This window comes from Rosenbergiella gaditana, assembly GCF_018494065.1.
GTDB lineage: Bacteria > Pseudomonadota > Gammaproteobacteria > Enterobacterales > Enterobacteriaceae > Rosenbergiella > Rosenbergiella gaditana.
In genome coordinates this window covers 1-2973 of sequence record NZ_JABBFR010000045.1, presented here as the reverse complement: position 1 = coordinate 2973, position 2973 = coordinate 1, and the positions used below count along the sequence as shown (strand labels likewise).

Annotated in this window: 1 protein-coding gene and 1 pseudogene; one reads left to right on the top strand and one right to left on the bottom strand. The window is 42.2% G+C overall.

The genetic code is table 11. From position 1 onward, the window contains the following. Positions 1–938 precede the first annotated feature (938 nt). Positions 939–1091 (top strand): annotated as a pseudogene (locus HH682_RS15305) (transcriptional regulator); the annotation flags it as partial. A gap of 709 nt (positions 1092–1800) precedes the next feature. On the opposite strand, the gene HH682_RS15300 reads toward HH682_RS15305, so the two are convergent. Then, complete coding sequence (locus HH682_RS15300) at positions 1801–2250, bottom strand: GNAT family N-acetyltransferase (protein WP_214238346.1); 450 nt, start codon at positions 2248–2250, stop codon at positions 1801–1803. Positions 2251–2973 lie beyond the last annotated feature (723 nt).

Here is a 2973-nt window from a genome sequence, read left to right as displayed (position 1 = left end):
CTCACCGCTCGCCGCAGAAGCAAACTTGTTTGCGCCGAGGAAGCGGAATTTTATAACGCATCTTAATGTTTCTGCTTACGCCCATCACCTAAAAACCCCCTCAATTTTATTTTCTCTTTCGCAAATGAAGCCTTGTTCGGTAAGGGCTATTTAAGTGCGATGCAGGATAGCCCGATGTAATACAAAATACTCATTCTGAGCATTCCGCATTACATCGGGCGGTAACTTGCAGTTGGCTCTCGGGTTAAAAAAGTTAATTCACTGTCATCACTGTCATGACAGGGTGACATGATTTTTAAAAGGTGTCGGGATGTCATCCTGACCAACAGATCGTGTTGGCGGTATAGCAAGCACACATCTTGTCCTGACTTCTGCTGAATTGAAAAAAACGACAGTCGATAGTGCGTTTTTTTATCGCTTCCTTTTGGATCGCTTGCGGATATCTATGAGATACCTTTTAGATACCTAAGGGATATTTATTACGGGACAGGAAATGTTTTGTATTACCGCCACGTTGTGCCGGTATCCAAAACGAAGGTCAGGACAAGATATGTGCTTGGAGTACCGCCACACATTCTTGTCGTCAGGATTGCATCCCGACACCCTGCCAACGCTTCACAGACAAATAAAAAATTTATTTGCCCGTTCACCGTTTTCAATGAAGTGATCGGGTAGTGTTTTATGGGGTTGGGGATCAAATCAGCCTGAAATCATCCGCTACTCACTTGGGTGCATAACGATTCATAGGCTCAGAATTCATCTAAGCGATTCTAAGGCGTTTTGAGGGGGTAAGACGGTGAGTTTTATCGGTTACGCCTCAGAATCGCTCTGAGGGCGTTTGAGCGGTGCGCGTAAGACCGCCTTATGTTAAATATGGATAAATTTCTGGTGTAATACTTATTCCGTCGGAATAATTTTAGTCAATGACTGGGGGTAGCATGACTTTAGAAACAGAAAGTGATTACGAGGCAGCACTGAAAGAAGTATCGCCCTACTTTGACGATGAACCAGCCTTGAATAGTCCAGAAGGTGATCGTTTCGATATGTTGTGTCTGTTAATCGAGGAATACGAGAAAAAGCACTACCCTATGTGATGAATTCAGGGTCAGATTCAAAGCCTGAGGGCGTCAAACCAAGTGTGTTCGTACTTTCCCTGATTAGTGCAATTTAGTGCAACAATAATGGCCGTTAGTGCAATTTAGTGAAATTTAGTGCAACTGTAGTGTGTATTAGTGCAACTTTGTGCAATTCCTAAAATCTGGGTCCTGGAAGAGAGGCACGTTACCGATGTTTACAAACTGCTTCGCAGTTCGAAAAATCGTTCGTACCAAAGGGTGCCCCTTTGAAACCCAAGTAATTAGATCCGCTACGCATGGATTTAGCGTTATCGCTGTAGTTCTTCCCATCACTAGCTCTACGATATAGCTCGGATTTTTGAGGGGATCAGCTATTCGCCCAAGAACGCCTTATGTTAAATAATGATGGATTGAATATTTGAATGCCCAAGAAAGCAGAACAGCAAAAATACCTGCGACTAAACAAATCAATGTGAATTTTAAAGGCTGTCTATTCCATCCCCACTTTGAGCAGAGATACATAAGAGCAAACCATAATCCCCCAAAAAAAAGGGCGGTAATTACGGCTTCTGTTGCGCTGTTATTCATTGAAAAGCCATCCAATGGTCGTAAGACAAGATAATGATTAGTACCACAGGCTTACATGATCGCCAAAGAGTAGGATCGTGTTAGAGGGCATTATGGTAAATCTAACCAGCCTCGATTCTTTAAACTGGCCTGATGTTTATAAGTACATATCTTTCCGTAAGATCGTCCATGCATAGTTCTGTTGGTTTACTGGTTCGTAACCGTATTTCGCATATAGCCACGGAGCCGTAAGCGTGAAAAGCATTAAACGTCTGACTTTACTAAATACAGGGTGTTCATGGATACATGACATTAAAAAATTAGATAGTTTTCTACCTTGATACTCTTCTAATACGTAGACATCACATAAGTAAGCAAAAGTAGCATGATCGGTGATTAATCTAGCGAACCCAATTTGTTCTTCACGATGGAAAAGCCCAAAATTAAGACTGTTATCTATGGAGTACGACACTGTTTCAAAATCAATACCCTTAGCCCAAGTCGATCGTGTTAGATAGGAATGTACGGCTGTTCTATCGATTTTTTTAATATCAGTGGTGATGTTATATTCGCCTTTATCCCACTCATGTATGTTATTAACACTCATTTTTTATTCCTTGAACCGATTATCGCCATAGAATTTATTTTTATACACAGTTCTTTTAGCGCTTTACATATGCATGGTTAGATAATCTTGTTTATGACTTTGGGGGGCAGGTCTTATAACGAGGATAGTGACTCTAACAAAAGGCCAATAAAGGTCTAATGCCCCCGTGGTGGGTATATAAAATCACGGGGAGCGTAGCGACCATCGTCTAGCTATTTTCTTGTTTTTCTTACCCTGCAAAAGGTTTGATTGTGTGGGCGTAGTGTCAGACTTCTGCAATCACACTATGCCGCTTACTACTCCTTAGAAACTCACTTTATCAGGTGCCAGTTATCGTACTGCGAGACGGGGTAGAGCCAACTTCTTTCCCGAGTTGGTTAGGATTTTATTCCCACCGTATGCCTGTTTATCCTGCCGGAGTCCGGGGCGTAGACCTGAGTGCCTAAGGTGCAGATATGGAGTTAACGTCTTTGAATGGTTTTAAGGAAGTAGTGACAAAAGCTAGCTTCCACTGCTAGGATTAGATTGCTACGTCTGGTTCCTAGCAGTTACCTGCAAGAATTAGAGTACCTAAGCCCTGTGATTATGTCACGGGGCTTCTGTACATTTATAACCCAGAAATCAAAAACATCCCCACAAAAACATCCTCACCGCTCGCCGCAGAAGCAAACTTGTTTGCGCCGAGGAAGCGGAATTTTATAACGCATCTTAATGTTTCTGCTT